Annotated in this window: 16 protein-coding genes and 1 pseudogene; 11 read left to right on the plus strand and 6 right to left on the minus strand. The window is 75.2% G+C overall.

Annotated features, from left to right (window positions below; genetic code table 11):
- Positions 1-146: 146 nt before the first annotated feature.
- From ACFF45_RS14820 to ACFF45_RS14830, 3 genes and pseudogenes are all read right to left on the minus strand, one after another.
- Positions 147-365, minus strand: a pseudogene (locus tag ACFF45_RS14820) (DUF2252 family protein); the annotation flags it as partial.
- Between the two features lie 16 nt (positions 366-381).
- Entirely contained in the window at positions 382-1791 is a 1410-nt protein-coding gene (locus ACFF45_RS14825) for a DUF2252 domain-containing protein (protein ID WP_381346449.1), read from the minus strand.
- A gap of 2 nt (positions 1792-1793) precedes the next feature.
- Positions 1794-2333, minus strand: coding sequence for a potassium channel family protein (locus ACFF45_RS14830; protein ID WP_381346451.1), 540 nt, complete (start codon positions 2331-2333; stop codon positions 1794-1796).
- A 192-nt stretch (positions 2334-2525) separates the two neighbouring features.
- Here ACFF45_RS14830 and ACFF45_RS14835 point away from each other — a divergent pair, with 192 nt between their 5' ends.
- From ACFF45_RS14835 to ACFF45_RS14875, 9 genes are all read left to right on the plus strand, one after another.
- The gene (locus ACFF45_RS14835) at positions 2526-3185 is read left to right on the plus strand and encodes an HdeD family acid-resistance protein (protein ID WP_381346453.1); all 660 of its coding nucleotides are present in this window, start codon (positions 2526-2528) and stop codon (positions 3183-3185) included.
- Positions 3186-3259: 74 nt separating this feature from the next.
- A complete protein-coding gene (locus ACFF45_RS14840) occupies positions 3260-4624 on the plus strand; it encodes a hypothetical protein (RefSeq protein WP_381346455.1) in 1365 nt (454 codons plus the stop codon).
- 124 nt (positions 4625-4748) lie between these two features.
- A complete protein-coding gene (locus ACFF45_RS14845; RefSeq protein WP_381346457.1) occupies positions 4749-5201 on the plus strand; it encodes an SHOCT domain-containing protein in 453 nt (150 codons plus the stop codon).
- A gap of 58 nt (positions 5202-5259) precedes the next feature.
- Positions 5260-5712, plus strand: coding sequence for a DUF7144 family membrane protein (locus ACFF45_RS14850; protein WP_381346459.1), 453 nt, complete (start codon positions 5260-5262; stop codon positions 5710-5712).
- Positions 5713-5910: 198 nt separating this feature from the next.
- A complete protein-coding gene (locus tag ACFF45_RS14855) occupies positions 5911-6288 on the plus strand; it encodes a hypothetical protein (protein ID WP_381346461.1) in 378 nt (125 codons plus the stop codon).
- A gap of 18 nt (positions 6289-6306) precedes the next feature.
- Positions 6307-6714 carry a luciferase domain-containing protein gene (locus ACFF45_RS14860; protein WP_381346463.1) on the plus strand — a complete coding sequence of 136 codons (408 nt, stop codon included), beginning with the start codon at positions 6307-6309 and terminating at the stop codon, positions 6712-6714.
- A gap of 147 nt (positions 6715-6861) precedes the next feature.
- Positions 6862-9228: a glycoside hydrolase family 65 protein gene (locus ACFF45_RS14865; protein ID WP_381346465.1), complete on the plus strand. Its 2367-nt coding sequence runs from the start codon at positions 6862-6864 to the stop codon at positions 9226-9228.
- Between the two features lie 129 nt (positions 9229-9357).
- A complete protein-coding gene (locus ACFF45_RS14870) occupies positions 9358-9594 on the plus strand; it encodes a hypothetical protein (RefSeq protein WP_381346466.1) in 237 nt (78 codons plus the stop codon).
- A 10-nt stretch (positions 9595-9604) separates the two neighbouring features.
- Positions 9605-10060 carry an RpiB/LacA/LacB family sugar-phosphate isomerase gene (locus ACFF45_RS14875; RefSeq protein ID WP_381346468.1) on the plus strand — a complete coding sequence of 152 codons (456 nt, stop codon included), beginning with the start codon at positions 9605-9607 and terminating at the stop codon, positions 10058-10060.
- A gap of 188 nt (positions 10061-10248) precedes the next feature.
- Here the strand turns inward: ACFF45_RS14875 and ACFF45_RS14880 are convergent, their stop codons facing one another.
- The 3 genes from ACFF45_RS14880 to ACFF45_RS14890 form a co-directional block, all read right to left on the minus strand.
- Positions 10249-10602: a DUF8129 domain-containing protein gene (locus ACFF45_RS14880; protein ID WP_381346470.1), complete on the minus strand. Its 354-nt coding sequence runs from the start codon at positions 10600-10602 to the stop codon at positions 10249-10251.
- A 51-nt stretch (positions 10603-10653) separates the two neighbouring features.
- Positions 10654-11019: a DUF6479 family protein gene (locus ACFF45_RS14885; RefSeq protein WP_381346472.1), complete on the minus strand. Its 366-nt coding sequence runs from the start codon at positions 11017-11019 to the stop codon at positions 10654-10656.
- A 105-nt stretch (positions 11020-11124) separates the two neighbouring features.
- Complete coding sequence (locus ACFF45_RS14890) at positions 11125-11526, minus strand: ChaB family protein (RefSeq protein WP_381346550.1); 402 nt, start codon at positions 11524-11526, stop codon at positions 11125-11127.
- Between the two features lie 144 nt (positions 11527-11670).
- Here ACFF45_RS14890 and ACFF45_RS14895 point away from each other — a divergent pair, with 144 nt between their 5' ends.
- Positions 11671-12045, plus strand: coding sequence for a four-helix bundle copper-binding protein (locus tag ACFF45_RS14895; RefSeq protein ID WP_381346474.1), 375 nt, complete (start codon positions 11671-11673; stop codon positions 12043-12045).
- 503 nt (positions 12046-12548) lie between these two features.
- Positions 12549-14759, plus strand: a complete 2211-nt coding sequence (locus ACFF45_RS14900) for a serine/threonine-protein kinase (RefSeq protein WP_381346476.1) — start codon at positions 12549-12551, stop codon at positions 14757-14759.
- The last annotated feature ends 49 nt before the right edge of the window (positions 14760-14808 follow it).

Raw genomic sequence — 14808 nt, forward strand, 5'->3', positions numbered from 1 at the left:
CACAGCCGTCTCGAAGGTCACACCGGTCTGTCAGGTCATACCGGTCTGTCAAGGTCACACCCGTCTCGCAAGGTCACACCCGCCGCGATGACACAGCCGTCTCGGTCGGCAGGCCCGCCCCGGTCGGCAGGCCCGCCCCGGTCCGCTCAGCCGCCCTCCGCCGTGACCCGGCCGGACCGGGCGGCGGCCCGCAGCGCCTCGAAGTCCCGCTCGTTGCGGTCGGCGTAGGACCGGGCGAACTCGGTGAGCGCCCGGTCGAAGCGGGCACTGCCACCCAGGTAGGCGGCGATGGCGACGGGGTCGCCGGAGCGCGCGTGGGCCCGGGCCAGCGACCCGCCGCACAGCTCGCCGAACAGCGCCAGCAGGCTCGCCCCGGTCCGCTCAGCCGCCCTCCGCCGTGACCCGGCCGGACCGGGCGGCGGCCCGCAGCGCCTCGAAGTCCCGCTCGTTGCGGTCGGCGTAGGACCGGGCGAACTCGGTGAGCGCCCGGTCGAAGCGGGCACTGCCACCCAGGTAGGCGGCGATGGCGACGGGGTCGCCGGAGCGCGCGTGGGCCCGGGCCAGCGACCCGCCGCACAGCTCGCCGAACAGCGCCAGCAGGCCCGGATCCATGGTGTCCGGACGGGCGATCCCCTTCCAGTCGCGCAGCTGGCGGACGTAGAAGTCCCGGCCCTGCCCGTCGAGGCCGATCGTGTGCGTCCACCCGAGGAAGATGTCGCTGGACGTCTGGATGAGGCGCTGCCCGGACACCACCCGGCGGCCCTGGTTGCCGTACCGCACGCCCCCCGTGTACGGGGCGAGCACCGACTCCTGCGCCTCCTTGGCCTGCAGCAGCAGCGGATCGTCGTCGTCCCGGCCGAGCAGCAGCGCGATCCAGCAGCGCGTGCCGACACTGCCCACGCCCACCACCTTGCGGGCCAGGTCCACCAGCCGGTACCGGTGCAGCAGATGGCGGCGCTCCGAGGACAGACTGCGGGCGTAGGCGTCCAGCAGCGCGCTCAGCTCCCCGGCCCGGTCCTCGTCCCCGGTGCCGTCCCGCAGATCGCGCAGCGGGACGACGAGCGGCGGGTCGGGGGTGATCCGCCGGCCCTCGGCCGTGGCCCGGGTGAGCTGCTCGAAGGCCTGGAGGTGGGTGCGTGTGCGGGCCCTCGCCGCGGCCCGGGCGGTGCGCCGCCGGGCCTGGCGGTCCAGCGAGGCGGCGAGAAGCTCGCGCAGCCGGTCGGCGTCGTCCTGCGCGTACCACACGTCCAGCGTGCTCATCCCGGCGAACGCCCGCATCCGCTTCCGGTAGGCCCGCACGCACGCCTCCACCGCCCGGTCCTGCTCCCGGGCGGTGAACCCGTTGGCCCGCCCGGCGACGACGAAGCTGGCCGCCAGGCGTTTCACATCCCACTCGAACGGCCCGGCCAGCGTCTCGTCGAAGTCGTTGATGTCGAACACGAGCCGCCGCTCGGGGGAGGCCAGCAGCCGGAAGTTCAGCAGGTGGGCGTCCCCGCACAGCTGCACGGTCAGCCCGGTGCTGGGCAGCGGGCCGAGGTCCATGGCCATGATCGCCGCCGCGCCGCGGTAGAAGCGGAACGGCGACTCCAGCATCCGGCCGTAGCGGATGGGCACCAGCTCCGGGAGCCGGGTGGCGGACTGGAGCTCCAGCACGTCGACCGGATCGGTCCGCTGCCGGTCCGGCTCGAACCAGCCGTGACAGGAGCGCGAGGCACGGGCCCGCGCCCTCCGGCCGTACGCCATCCGCTCGGCCACGGTCAGGGAGGCCGGCAACGCGTCCGTCGTGGTCATGGTCACCCTCCGCCCGTGTCGTCCGTGGTACGGCCGCGCTGCCTCAGCCCCTCCCGCACCGCGCCCGCCAGCACCCGCGCCGCGACGCCCACCAGCAGCAGCCCGCCGGCCATCTGGAGCATGGCCAGCACCCGGCCGGCCTGGGAGCGGGCGGTGATGTCGCCGTACCCCACGGTGCTGAAGGTGGTGAGGGCGAAGTACAGCGCGTCCGTCCTGGTCAGGTGCTCGCTGAAGGCGCTCGGGAACGAGTGGCCCAGCAGGTAGTAGGCGCTGGCGAAGAGCAGCACGTACAGCGGCACGGTCGCGGCCAGCGCCTCGACGGCCTTCAGCCGCGGATGGGCCGAGCGGATGACCGTGCGGACCTCCCAGGCGAACACCGCCACGACCGCCAGCAGGCCGCACACCAGCCACACCACGGTCTCCGCCGTGACGCGCTCCATGGGCAGCAGGTAGTAGCCCGCCACCAGTCCGGCCGCGATGACGGTGCCCCGCGCGAACGCCGCGGCCGCCACCCGCCGACCGGGACGCGACCGCGTGCTCATCCTCGCTCCGTTCCGCCGGTGACCGGTGCACCGCCTCCAGGATCACCTCAGCGCTCCCGCGGCGCCCGCGGATCACCCGTCGTGGGTGATCCGCGGGCGGGCGGCCGGGCACGACGCTGGCCCGGTGGGCACCGCACACCGTCCGCGTCAGCGGTCCGCACCCGCCCCGGACGGGCCGCGCCAGGAGGAGCCATGACCGTTCCGGGTGGTCCGACACCACAGGAAGCACCGAACCCCTCGTCCGGGGGAGCGCGCCCCGCGCCGCCGGGCGACCCCGCGGAACTGCTGGGACGGCTGGGCGGCTCGTGGACGTGGCTGCTGGGCTCGGCGCTGGCGACGCTCGTGCCGGGCGTCGTCGTGCTGGTGTGGCCGGCGGGCACGCTGCACGTGCTGGCCGTGGTCATCGGGCTGTACCTGCTGGTGACCGGGGGCTTCCGGTTCGTCGCCGTCTTCGCCCAGGAGCGCGGGGAACGGCTGCCGGGGCTGCTGCTGGCCGTGCTGTACGTGCTGGCCGGGGTGCTGTGCCTGCGGAACCCGCTGCAGACGATCGCCGCGCTGTCGCTGATCGTCGGGATCGTCTGGCTCGTCACCGGCATGCTGACCGCCTACGCGGCCGTCGCCGCCGAGGCCCTGCCCCACCGGGGCGTCGTGTTCGGCGCCGGGGCGCTCGGCGTCGTGGCCGGCGTCGTCGTGCTGGCCCTGCCGGCCGAGTCCGCCCTCGCCCTGACCCGGCTGCTCGGCCTGTGGCTGGTGCTGCTCGGGCTGGTCGAACTCGCGGTCGCCTTCGCCTGGCGGGCCGCCTCGCGCCGGGCGCCCGGAGACGGCCGGGCGGGCCCGCCCGCGGCGGCGTGAGATCCCCGGCAGCCGGCCCTGCCACGGAGCACCGCCGCGCCCTCCCGGGCCACCCAACAACTTACGGAGACCCCATGGCCCCGACCCAGACCCCCGCACCGCCGCCGTCCGGCGGCGGTGCGGACGACCAGGTCGTCGTCACCCCCGAGGAGCACGCCGAGTACCGCCGGCTGCGCCACGCCGCCGCCGTGCGCCACCGCACGGCGCGCTCCGTCGGCGCGTCGGTTCTGCTCCTGGTCGCGCTGCTGCTGTCCCCGCTCGCCGTGGTGGCGGCCTGGGTGGACGACGAGGTCACCGACACCGACCGGTACGTGCAGACCGTGGCGCCGCTGGGCTCGGACCCGGCGGTGCAGGCGGCCGTCACCGACCGCCTGACCGACCGCGTCGTGGCCAACGTGGACGTCGAGGCGGTGACGAGGTGGCTGGGCGAGGCACTCGCGGACGCCGGGGCACCGCCCGCCGTCGCGGACCGCGCCGACGCGCTCACCGGGCCGCTGCGCGCCGCCGTCACCGACGCCGTGCACCGCGTGGTGCAGCGGGTGGTCACCAGCGACGCCTTCGAGGATGCGTGGGTGGCGGCCAACCGGCGCGCCCACACGGCGGTGGTGAACGTGCTCACCGGCAGCCAGGGCGGAGCCGTGCGCGCCGAGCAGGACAAGGTCGTCCTGGATCTCGGCACCGTCGTCGACGAGGTCAAGCAGCGACTGGTCGACGCGGGCTTCGAGAAGGCGTCGGTCATCCCCGCCCCGGACCGGCAGATCACCCTGTTCGAGAGCGACGCGCTGCCCGAGGCGCAGGCCGGCCTGCGGCTGCTGGACGTCCTCGGCACGTGGCTGCCGGTCCTCACCGTCGTGCTGGCCGCGCTGGCCGTCTGGACCGCCCCGGGGCACCGCGTGATGCTGCTGGTCACGGCCCTGGGCGCGGCATTGATGATGGTGCTGCTGCTGATCGCGCTGGCCGTGGCGCGCCGGTTCTACCTGGACGCCGTCCCCGCGTCGACCCTGCCCCCCGACGCCGCCACGGCGATCTACGACACCCTGGTCCGCTTCCTGCGCGACAGCACGCGCACCCTGCTCGTGGTCGCCGTCGTCGTCGCCCTGGCCGCCTACCTGTACGGACCCGGGCGCGCGGCCCGCGGGGTACGGGGCCTCGCGGCGAGCGGCACCACCGCGGCCGGCCACGGGCTGCGGCGCCTGGGGCTGCGCACCGGCGCGGCCGGACGCTGGCTGGCGGCGCGCCGGCCGGGGACCACCGGCGTCGTCATCGCCGGCGGTGCCCTCGCCCTCGTGTTGTGGAACCACCCCACGGTCGCGGCCGTCGCCCTGGTCCTCGGCCTGGTCCTCGCGGTCCTCGTCGTGCTGGCCGTGCTCGCGGCGGCCGGCGGGTCCGCGCCCCGCGAAGCCGGACGGCCGGCCGGACCCGGCGGGGCCGCGCCGTGAGCCCGGCCCCGACGGCCGTCTCACCCCCGCCGGGTGAGGCCGTACCGCACGAGCGTGCGCAGCCTGAGAGCAGCGGGGAACACCTGCCGGGCGCCGCCGCGCACGGAGACGACAGGAGACGAAGATGAGTACTGGGACCTACCTCGCCTACGACTTTCCGCTGCTGAGCATGTTCTGGACCCTGCTCTGGTTCTTTCTGTGGATCATGTGGTTCATCCTGCTCTTCCGCATCATCGGCGACATCTTCCGCGACGACACCCTCAGCGGCTGGGGCAAGACCGGATGGCTGGTGTTCGTCATCGTGCTGCCGTTCCTCGGCGTCTTCGTCTACCTCATCGCCCGCGGCAAGGGCATGGGCCACAGGGAGGTGTCCCACGCCCGGGCGCGGCAGGAGGCCTTCGACAGCTACGTCCGGGAGACGGCGGCCGGCGGCCGGCCCACCAGCAGCGCCGACGAACTCGCCAAGCTGTCCGAGATCCGCGCCCGCGGCGACATCACGGACGAGGAGTTCCAGCGGGCCAAGGCCCTGGTCCTGAGCGACTACGGCCCGTCGGCCCGCTCCGGCGCCGCCGGCTGAACCCGCACCACCGGCCGACGGCCGCCACCGCACACAAGGACACGGAAACGAGGCAGACATGACCGCCACACCCCAGCCCCAGAGGCACACCGCGCGGCGCGAGTGGGCCGCGGACCTGATGGTCTTCGGCGCCATCATGCTGATGCTCGCCGGCATTCTCGGCATCCTGCGCGGCATCATGGCGATCGCCCAGGACGATGTCTTCGTCACCACACCCGACTACGTGTTCCGGTTCGACCTCACCGGGTGGGGCTGGGCCCATCTCGTCCTCGGCGCGGTCGCCGTGCTCGTCAGCGTCGGGCTGTTCCAGGGGGCGACGTGGGCACGGGTCGGCGGCGTGGTGATCGCCGGGCTCATCGTCATCGCCAACTTCCTCTCCCTGCCCTACTACCCGGTGTGGTCGGTGCTGATGATCGCCTTCTCCGGGTTCATCATCTGGGCCCTGTGCGTCGCCCGGAGGGAAGACGTCCGAGCCCCGCTCGGCGCACGCGCCGGTACGGCCGGCCGGTAGTCCCGACTCCGGTGCGCCCTGCGGTGACCGGGCGGCCCCGGTCGCCGCACGGCGCACACGAGGGGGCGGACGGCGCGCGGTGACCGGGGACAGGAGACGGCTCCGCGCGGCACCGACTGGCTGCTGTCCCGGGACGCGGGCGACGTCACCGCCGACGGCGCACGCCACCAGTTCCGCGTCTTCGTCCTCGGCGGCCGCGTGATCCACGCCCGTGAGCACCTCCAGTCCGAGCCGGACACCCCCTGCACCACCTGCCGGGGCGCCCCGCCCGTCCCGATCGCCCCGCCCGGCCTGCCGCCGCGCCTCGCCCGGCCGGCGATCGCGGCCACCGCGCCGGTGGGACCGCCCTTCGCCGGCGTCGGCCTCGCCGTCGAGAACGGGGGAGTGGTCTTCGAGGCGGACGTGCAGCCCGCCTTCGTCGACGGCGAGGCCGGGACCGTCGCCGTGCCGTACGTCGAGGCCCATCCGAGCGCCCCGGCGGCGGCCCGCCGGGCCCGCCGGGCACAGCGGTTGCCCGCCCGAGGGTTCCTCACACCTGGGTTACGAAATGTTCAACCACTGGTATCGGTGGGGTGATGCGGTGACGATGGACACATGACTCTGGCCCAGCGCGCCCTGGAGCGACTCGCAGTCTGGCCCGACCTCACGGCGGGACCGGCCAGTTGCGGCACGGGGCGGGCAGTTCGCACCGCCCGCAGCGAGATAGCCCACTTCCACTCGGCCCGCGACGTGGACCTGCACCTGACCCGCCGGGCCATCCGCCGGATCGCCCAGGACCTCAGCGTCTCCACGGCGATCCGGCTGGTGCCCGGCTCCCGGTGGGTGACCGTCCACCTCGACTGCGACACGGACGTCGACCTGCTGCTGAGCCTGGTGAGCGTCGCCCTCCAGGCGCACCAGGCCGGGCCCCCCGCCGAGCCCGCCACGCCCGGCGGGTGCAACTTCCGCCGGGTCACGGTGCTGCGCCCCGACCCGGCCGGCGCGGCGCCCCCGGCCCCGTAGGAGCGTCTCCCGCGCGGGGTACCCGTCCGTCACCGGCGTGGGCCGCGCCACCCGGCGGGGCGTCGGGGAGACACTGCTTCCGCACGGCGCCGAGACGGCCGGACCGCGTCCCGGCGGGCCGCCCGCTGCGGGAGGAGCACCGAGGTGATGGGCTGGACCTGGGAGTACGAGGGCTACGAGCCGGCCGACGAGCGGCTGCGCGAGTCGCTGTGCGCGCTCGGCAACGGCTACTTCGCCACCCGCGGCGCACTGCCGGAGTGCTCGGCCGACGATGTGCACTACCCGGGGACCTATGTGGCCGGCTGCTACAACCGGCTCACCTCCGACGTGGCCGGACGCATGGTCGAGAACGAAGACATGGTCAACCTGCCCAACTGGCTGTCGCTGCGCTTCCGGTTGCGCGGGCGCCCCTGGCTCACCCCGGACACCGCCCCCGTCCTCGAACACCGCCAGGTGCTGCACCTGTCCTCGGGCGTGCTGGAGCGGCTCACCTGCTACGGGCTGGGCGACGGGCGGGCGCTGACCGTCCGCCAGCAGCGGCTGGTGCACATGGCCGACCCGCACCTGGCGGCGCTGCGCACCGACTTCACCGCCGACGGCTTCACCGGCGAACTGCACGTCGAGGCGGCCCTCGACGGCGGCGTCACCAACGCCGGCGTGGCGCGCTACCGGGACCTGGACGGCCGGCACCTCACCCACGAGCACGCGGGAACCGCCGAACACGACACGGTGTGGCTGCGCTGCCGTACCCGCACCTCCGACATCCGCGTCGGCATGGCCTCCCGCCTCACCGCCGACGCGCCCGTCACCGTCCGGCACGCCCGTCCCCGTACCACCCAGCGGATCCGGCTGCACCTGGCGCCCGGCCGCACCGCCACCGTCGACAAGACCGTCGCCCTGCACACCTCGCGCGACCCCGCGATCAGCGACCCGCTGCACGCCGCCGTCGCGCGTGTCGGCCGCGCCCCCGGCTTCGACGAGCTGCTGCGCGGCCACCGCACCGCCTGGGCCCAGCTGTGGCGCCGCGCCGACCTCGACGTCGCCGGCGAGGCCGGCAGCATCCTGCGGCTGCACCTCTTCCACGTGCTGCAGACGCTCTCCCCGCACACCGCCGACCTCGACGTCGGGGTGCCCGCCCGCGGACTGCACGGCGAGGCCTACCGCGGCCACGTATTCTGGGACGAGCTGTTCGTGCTGCCCTTCCTCAATCTGCACTTCCCCGAGGTCTCCCGGGCCCTGCTGCGCTACCGCCACCGCCGCCTCGAACAGGCCTGCACCGCAGCCCTGCACGCCGGCCGCCGGGGCGCGATGTACCCCTGGCAGAGCGGCAGCGACGGCCGTGAGGAGACCCAGCAGCTGCACCTCAATCCGCGCTCGGGCCGCTGGCTGGCGGACCACTCCCACCTCCAGCACCACGTCGGCTCGGCGATCGCGTACAACGTGTGGCAGTACTGCGAGGCCAGCGGCGACACCGAGTTCCGGCACACCAAGGCCGCCGAGATGCTGCTCCAGATCGCCCGCTTCTGGGCCGACGCCGCCGGGTACGACCAGACGCTCGGCCGGTACCGCATCCGGGGCGTGGTCGGCCCCGACGAGTACCACGACGCCTACCCCGGCGCCCGGCAGCCCGGCCTGGACGACAACGCCTACACCAACGTCACCGCTTCCTGGGTGCTCACCCGCACCCTGGAGCTGATCAACGGCCTGCCCGAGCCGCGGCGGCGCGAACTCGCCGAGCGCACCGGCCTGGACGACGACGAACTCGGCCACTGGGAGGAGGTCTCCCGCACCCTGCACGTGCCCTTCCACCAAGGCGTCATCAGCCAGTTCGACGGCTACGGCGACCTCGCCGAACTCGACTGGCACCGCTACCGGCAGGAGTACGGCGACATCCGCCGGCTGGACCGGATCCTGGAGGCCGAGGGCGACACCGTCAACCGCTACCAGGCGTCCAAGCAGGCCGACGTGCTGATGCTCGGCTACCTGTTCTCACCGGCCGAGCTCCAGGGCCTGTTCGCCCGGCTGGGGCTGCGGCTGAACGACGAGACCTGGCACCGCACCGTCGACTACTACCTGCACCGCACCAGCCACGGCTCCACCCTCAGCGGCCTGGTGCACGGCTGGATCCTCACCCGGGCCCGGCGCGCCGAGGCCTGGCAGTTCGTGCAGGAGGCGCTGCGCGGCGACATCGCCGACGTCCAGGGCGGCACCACCGGCGAGGGCATCCACCTCGGCGCCATGGCCGGCACCCTCGACCTCGTCCAGCGCGGACTGACCGGCCTGGAGACCCGCGAGGGCGCCCTGTGGCTGGACCCGGTCCCGCTGCCGGAGCTGTCCTCGTACGGCTTCTCCCTGCGCTACCAGGGCAACTGGGGCGTCCGCCTCCGCCTGCGCCACGGGCGCCTGGAGATCACCGTGCCGTCGTCCGACGAGACCGCCATCGACGTACGGCTGCCGGACCGGGCGGTGCGGCTGGAGCCGGGGGAGACGGGGCGGCTGGTGCTGCCGGAGTGAGGGGGTCCGCTTCGCCTTCGGCACCTTCGGCTTCACGCCGTCCAGCGGCGGGCGTTTCGGGCCGGCTGCCCCGGACGGCGCGGCGGGACGGCGGGCCCGGACGGCGCGGCGGGACGGCGGGCCCGGCGGGTGGAGGACCTGCTCGCCGGCCGGGTGCGCGGGCTCACCCGGCAGACCCGGACCGGCCGGCCCGCCGCCGCCCTGGCCCGGCAGCGTCCGGACCCGGTGCTCAACGGCCACCGGGCCCGGCTCGACGGCCTGGTCCGGACCGCCGCCGGCCGCACCGGGGAGTGCCCCCCCGCCGCGCGCGGTGCCGCCCGGCAGTGGCTGCGGCCAGGCCTCCACCTGAGCCCGAAGCTGCCGTAGGCTCGCCGTCATGCGGATCTCCGTCTCCTCGGACACGGCCGAACCCGTCGCCCGCCTGCTCGTCACGGAACTGCGCGAGCGCGGCCACGAGGTGCTCACCCACGGCGCGCTGCGCTCCGGTGACGACCCCCAGTGGGCGGCGTGCTCGGTGGCGGCCGCCCGCGACGTGGCGGACGGGACCTCGGCGATGGCGGTGGTGTGCTGCTGGACCGGCACCGGCGCGTCGATCGCCGCGAACAAGGTGCCCGGCGTCCGGGCGGCCCTGTGCACGGACGCCTGCACGGCCGACGGCGCCCGCCGCTGGAACGACGCCAACGTGCTGGCGCTGAGTCTGCGGCTGACCTCCGCGCCGGTGCTCAGGGAGATCCTCGACGCCTGGTTCGCCGGGGAGCCCGGGGAGGACGCCGAGGACCGGGCGAACGTGGCCCGCATCGAGCAGCTGGACGACGGCCGGGTCCTGCCGTGACAGGGCTCAGCGGCCGGGGGCCGGAAGTCCGGTACCCCGGCCGCTGAGCCCTGTCGGCCCGGGCAGAGCCCTGTCTGCACAGCCCTGTCTGCCCGGAAAGAGTCCCGTCAGTCCAGCTCGGGTCCAGATCAGGTCCAGACCGAATCCAGATCAGGTCCAGATCGGGTCCAGATCAGGTCCAGATCGGTCTAGAAGCGGTCACCCTTCGGTTTCCCCCGCTGGTCCGGCGTCCCGTGCGGCGGCGGGCCGGCGGGCTGCGGCGACGTCGCGGGCGACACCGGGGAGCCGCCCCGGTCCGCCGCGCCCTGCTCGGGACGGAGCGCGGACGGATCGCCGGAGGTCGGCTCCGCGCCCGCCTTGAGCTGCTCCAGCCGGGCGGTGAGCAGCTCGGTCGCCGGCAGCCGGTCGGCGTGCGTGCGCTCGTACGCGAGGAGCTCCTCGACCTCCTCCGCGGTGAGTGACCGCACCCGGGCTTCCAGACCGCCGATCGGCAGGTGGTCGTAGTCGGGCAGGGGCAGGCCGCTGCGGCCGGCGTCCGCCATGATGTCCCTTCCCTCCGTCTGTGCTGTGCGTCCGTGCTGCCGGGGCGGCGCTCAGTGCGCGCCGAGCCCGCCGCCGCCGAACGATCCGGTCGTGCCCTTGCCCCAGCGGGGCCGGTCCTTCGACGTGCTGGGCCGGGTCTGCATGTTGGTCAGCTCGTACGGGGTGAGCGGACGGCCGCCCTTGGGAATCCTGGGCACCTCGTCGGGCTCCCGGTTCTGCCGGATCTCGTGCACCGCGCCGTCCGGCGGCAGGTGCGGCTGCTCCTCGGGCCGCGGGCGCGGCGACTCGCGGACCTTGATGCGGGAGCCGAGCCAGAAGCTGCCCGCCAGTATCGCGAAGACGGCGATCGCCACCGCGAACAGCCCGAGGACGAGCAGTCCGCTCGGCGCGGCCAGCTGCATCGCTGCGATGTTCATATCGGACATATAAGACGAATACCCCCTCAATCGGGAGTGACACGGAAGCGCGCTCGCGGGTGACCGGGCAGCCCGGTCGGGCGTGACACGGAAAGGATCCGGTCACTACGACCGGGCGGCGCGCGTCCGGGACCGGTTGGCCTTGCGGATCGCGTCGAGCAGCTCCGTCTTCGACATCCGGGACCGCCCCTCGATCCCCAGCCGCCTGGCGAGGTCGTACAGATGCCGTTTCGAGGCGTGCTCATCGACGCCCTCACCGCTGCGCCCGCCCTGACCGCGCGGCCGCGCCGACCGCGGGTCCGAGGGGCCCTTGCGGCCGCCCTCCTTGCGCTCCCAGTGGTCGCCGACCTTCTCGTGCGTGTGCTTCAGCGCCCCGTAGGCCACGCGATGCGCCCGCTCGCCCTCGCCGTACTGCTCGACCGCCGAGTCGTGCGCCTTGATCCAGGTCCGCTGGGCCTGCGGGGAGGAGCGCTCCACGGTGGAGGGAAGTTCCTCTCGTCCGGGCACCTCACCCACCTCCCTTCGTCCGGGCATCTCACCCGCCTCCCTCGTTCTCCGGGTGTCCCCGGGTGCCCGCGGGCGATGGCGGAAAACGGGCCGTACCCTTCGGGCCCGGCGTTTGCCGGTGCCCGCGGTGGGGACCCGCGCAGTGTGACTTCGACGACTTCGCAGCAGGAGGTCTTCCGGTTCCTGGAAGACCGGTTCGCCTGTGCGCAGGCGTGCACGGAGTGCGCGCGGGTGTGTGCGCTGCGCGCCGGCCTGGTGGACCCGGACGGGACGGAGGGACAGGAGCTTCTGCGCCGCAAGGGGATCATGTGCGCGGAGGTCTGCGACGCGACCTGCCGGATGCTGTCCGAACAGACCCTCGTCGACGAGGACGGGCTGCGGGTCCAGCTGGAGTGGTGCCGCACCGTGTGCCTGGAGTCCGCCCATGTCTTCGACGGCCGCCCCGGCGCCGAGGACGCCGCGGCGTCCTGCCGCGCCTGCGCCCGGGCCTGCACGGAATTCCTGAGCACGCTGAACTGAGCCGCCCCCGCAAGCCCGCGCGCCGGACCGCCGCGGCCCTGCGCCCGGCCGCGCCGCCGGCCCGGACCCGGTCGCCTCCGCCTTTCCCCCGGCCCTCTCCGCCGCCCGCCCTGGCCGGCCAGATCCGGCCACGCTTCCGTCGGCCGCCGTGGCCGCGCCCGCCCCCACCGCGCCGTGCCGCCGGTCGCCATGGCCCGGCCCCTCCGCCCTTCCTGCCGATCATCACCGGGCCTCGCCTCGGCCCCTCCGCCCTTCCTGTCGGTCACCTGGGTGCCCGGCTCGGGCCCCGGCCCTGCGGCCGGCCGCCGTGGCGCTGCTCGGCCCCCGCCCTCCGGCCGGCCGCCGTGGCCGGGCGCGGCCCCGCCCCGCGCCTGCGCCGGCCGCCCCGGACCGGCGGGCATCCAGCCGTCGGCCGAGGGGCCGTGCGCATCCGAACTCCGGGTCGCCATACTGGACGAGCCAGGGGTGGGTGGGGCTCGGAGCGACGGGGGCGACGGCAGGCGATGGGGGAGACGAGACTGATCCAGGGCCGGTACCGGCTGCTGGACCTGATCGGGCGCGGCGGCATGGGCGAGGTCTGGCGGGCCCGCGACGAGTCGCTCGGCCGGCAGGTCGCCGTGAAGTGGCTCAGACCCCTCGGCCCGCATCACGACCAGTCCTTCACCCGGGTGCTGCGAGAAAGGTTTCGCCGCGAGGCCCGGGTGGCCGCCGCGCTACAGCACCGCGGGGTGACCGTGGTCCACGACTTCGGCGAGTCGGACGGGGTACTGTTCCTGGTGATGGAGCTGCTGGAGGGCCGCAACCTCAGCCAGGTGCTGGACGACACCCAGCACCGTCCGCTGCCGCTCCCCGACCTGGTCGACATCGCCGAGCAGGTCTGCGACGCCCTCGCCTACACCCACCGCCAGGGCATCGTGCACCGGGACCTGAAACCGGCCAACATCGTGCGGCTGACCGACGGCACGGTGAAGATCTGCGACTTCGGCATCGCCCGCCTCGCCGACATGGGCCTCACCTCCCGGCTGACCGGCACCGGCGTGGCCATGGGCACCCCGCACTACATGTCGCCGGAGCAGATCGGCGGCGGCAAGGTCGACCTGCGCAGCGACCTGTACTCGCTGGGCTGCGTGCTCTACGAGCTCGCCACCGGCGTGCCGCCGTTCGACCTGGGCGACGCCTGGGCCGTCCTGGTCGGCCACCGCGACACCCCGCCCGAGCCGCCGCGCACCCACCGCGCCGACCTGCCCGCCCACCTGGAGCAGGTCATCCTCGACCTGCTCGCCAAGCTGCCCGGGCAACGCCCGAGCGACGCCGCCGAGGTCGGCCGCAGGATCGGCGCGGCCCGGCCCGTCCCGGCGTACCCGCCGACCGTGCTCAGCGCCGGACCGGCCGCGCGCGAGGCGCGCCTGCCGTCCTGGACCCACGGCATGACCGCCGGCCACCGGGCGGCCGGTGCCGAGCCGCGCACCCCGCCGCCGGTCACCGACGCCGGCCTCACCGGCGACTGGACCCGCCCGGCCACCGCCCCCACCCCCCTGCCGGCGCCGGACACCCCGCCCACCCCGCCCGACGACGCGCTGACCGCCCTCGCCGGGCGCCACAACGCCGGCCTCAGCCTGGGCGCGCTCGGCCGCTGGGCCGAGGCGGGCGAGGTGCACCGCGCGGTCGCCGCCGACCGCGAGCAACTGCTCGGCCCCGATCACCCCGACACCCTCGCCAGCCGCTACGAGGCCGCCTTCGCCCTCAGCCGCACCGGCCGCGCGGCCGACGCCCTGCGCGCGTACACGCACGTCGCCCGGGTCCGCGAGCGGGTGCTCGGCGCCGAGCACCCGGACACCCTCGCCGCCCGGCAGGAGACGGCGTACGTGCTCGGGCAGCTGGGACGGACCGCGGAGGCGCACCAGGTGTACACGTCGGTGCTCGCCGTGCGGGAACGCGCCATGGGTCCCGACCACCCCGACACGCTGCGCTGCCGCCACAACCTCGCCTTCACCCTCGGCAGGCTCGGCCGCCTGGACGACTCGTACCGGATGGCCCGCGAGGTGGCCGAGGCGCGCGCCCGGGTGCTCGGCCCCGATCACCCCGACACCCTGGTCACCCGCTGCGAGGTCGGCTACGCGCTGGGCCAGTTGGGCCGCTGGCAGGAGGCGCTGGACACCTACCGCGCGGTCGCGGAGGCCCGCGCCCGGGTGCTGGGCCCCGACCACCCCGACACGCTCGCCGCCCGCCACGAGATCGGCATCGGCCTCGGCCGGCTCGGCCGCGGCGCGGAGGCGGTGACGCTCTACCGCGGCCTGGTCGGCGACCGCGCCCGCGTGCTCGGCCCCGGCCACCCCGAGACCCTGCGCGCCCGGCACGGCCTGGGCGTCAACCTCGGCCGCCTCGGCCGCTGGGAGGAGGCGCTCGCCGAGGCGCGTGACGTGTGCGCGGTCCGGGAGCGGGTGCTCGGCCCCGATCACCCCGACACCCTGGTCAGCCGCCGCGAGGTCGCCGTCGGCCTGGGCCGGCTGGGCCGCTGGGCCGACGCGCTCACCGAGTACCGCACGGTCGCCGACGCCCGCGAACGCGCCCTCGGCGCCGCCCATCCCGACACCCTCGCCGCCCGCGACGACGAGGCCCACTGCCGGGAGCGGCTCGGCGGCGGCCGGGCGGCGGGGGAGCCCTCCGGCGGGGTCGGCGAGCCCCGCCGGCCGCGCGACCCGCACGGGACCTGACCGGCCCGGGCCCGCTCTGGCCGAGGCGGATCACCGCGTGCTACCAAGG

The organism is Streptomyces cinereospinus (assembly GCF_042430725.1).
GTDB lineage: Bacteria > Actinomycetota > Actinomycetes > Streptomycetales > Streptomycetaceae > Streptomyces > Streptomyces cinereospinus.